Raw genomic sequence first — 1,606 nt, forward strand, 5'->3', positions numbered from 1 at the left:
GAACTGCGCGCGCAACCCCCACCGGCAGGTGGTCCGTTGACCGACAGAACGCACCACCCGGGAGGGTTTGGCGCCTGGGGGGAGTTACTTGCGGCGGAGGTTGCGGACGGCGGGGATGGCAAGGAGGGTGGTGGCGACGAGGAGGGGGATGGCGCCGCCGAAGAGGAGGACGTGGCGGGTGCCGAAGGCGGAGGAGGCGGGGCCGGCCATGGCCTGGCCGACGGGGACCATGGCGATGGAGCCGGCGACTTCGTAGGCGTGGATGCGGTTGAGGATGTCGCCGGGCACTTGGGTCTGCACGCTGGTCGCCCAATTGACGCCCCAGTAGGCCGAACTGGCCCCGGCCACGAGCATGCAGCAGGTGATCGCCCAGATCGGCAGCCCCAGACCGACGGAGGTCGGCATCAGCATCGTGCCGAAGAGCGCGATCGAGCCGGCCCGTAGCGGCCGGGCGGACCGCAGCCGCATCGCGCACAGCGCGCCGAGCGCGGTGCCGCCGCCGAGCGCGGAGTTGACCAGGCCGTACGCGCCCGCGCCGTGTGCCGGGATGAGCTGGGCGGCGGCCAGCGGGGTGTACGGGCCGACCATGCACACCATGTAGACCATCCACACGAGGATCACCGACCACATCCAGGTGCGGGCGCGGAACTCCCGCCATCCCTCGGCCAGATCGGCCCGGAAGGTGGAGACGGCCGCGGTCAGCCGCGGCGGCAGCGGCGGCAGCCGCAGCGAGATCAGGCACAGCGCGCTGGCGAGGTAGGTGGAGGCGTGGGCGGCGAAGACCACGCTGGTGGAGGTGAAGCCGACCAGCACCCCCGCGAGCGCGGGCCCGACCAGACTGGCGACCGACTCGGCGGTGCGGGTCGCCCCGTTGGCACCTTGTATGTCGGTCGCCACGCGCACGATGGTGCTGGCCACGCCGGGCTGGAACATCGCCGCGCAGGTGCCGTTGACCACCGCGATCACGGCCATCTCCCACAGCCGCACCTGGTGGGTGGCGAACAGCACGGCCGCGGTGGACTGCGAGCAGACCCGGACCAGGTCCGCGCCGATCATCAGCGCGCGGGCGTCGAACCGGTCGGCGAACACCCCGCCGAAGACCACGAACCCGGCGAAGCACGCGGTGGACGCGGCCATCACCAGGCCGATGTCGCCGGCCGAGTAGCCGTAGCCCAGCAGGCCTGCCGACAGTGCCACGGGCAGCATGGTGTCGCCGAGCATCGCGACCGTACGGGCGGTGAAGAAGACCCGGAAGTTGGCGGACCACAGCCGGCCGGCCGGCGGGCGTGCGGAAGGCCCCGAAACGGTGGCGGGGGCTTCGGGGCCGAAGTGCGGAGAACTCACCCCGCCAATATGGACTGGACCACTCGGTAACTTCCACACGGTTCTGACCTGCGAGCTGTCGAGACCGCCCAGGTCGGGAGGGGGTGGCCGGGACGGGGCCGGGCGGCCGAGTTCAGCCCGTTTCCGGCCGCACCCGCAGCAGCCGCACCGAGCGTGCCGCGATCGTCACCGACCGTCCGCCCGCGAGGAGTTGCCCGGCCGCGGAGCCCGCCCCGGGCGGCGCACCGGATGGCGTCTCGGACGACGTCTCAGGAGGTACGTC

1 protein-coding gene is annotated in these 1,606 nt (G+C 72.5%); it reads right to left on the minus strand.

Annotated features, from left to right (window positions below; genetic code table 11):
- Nucleotides 1-84: 84 nt before the first annotated feature.
- Nucleotides 85-1,353 (minus strand): MFS transporter, encoded by a 1,269-nt coding sequence (locus AC13HU_RS36820; RefSeq protein WP_483046351.1) that lies wholly within the window; start codon nt 1,351-1,353, stop codon nt 85-87.
- Nucleotides 1,354-1,606: the final 253 nt, after the last annotated feature.

The organism is Streptomyces sp. NH27 (assembly GCF_056859195.1).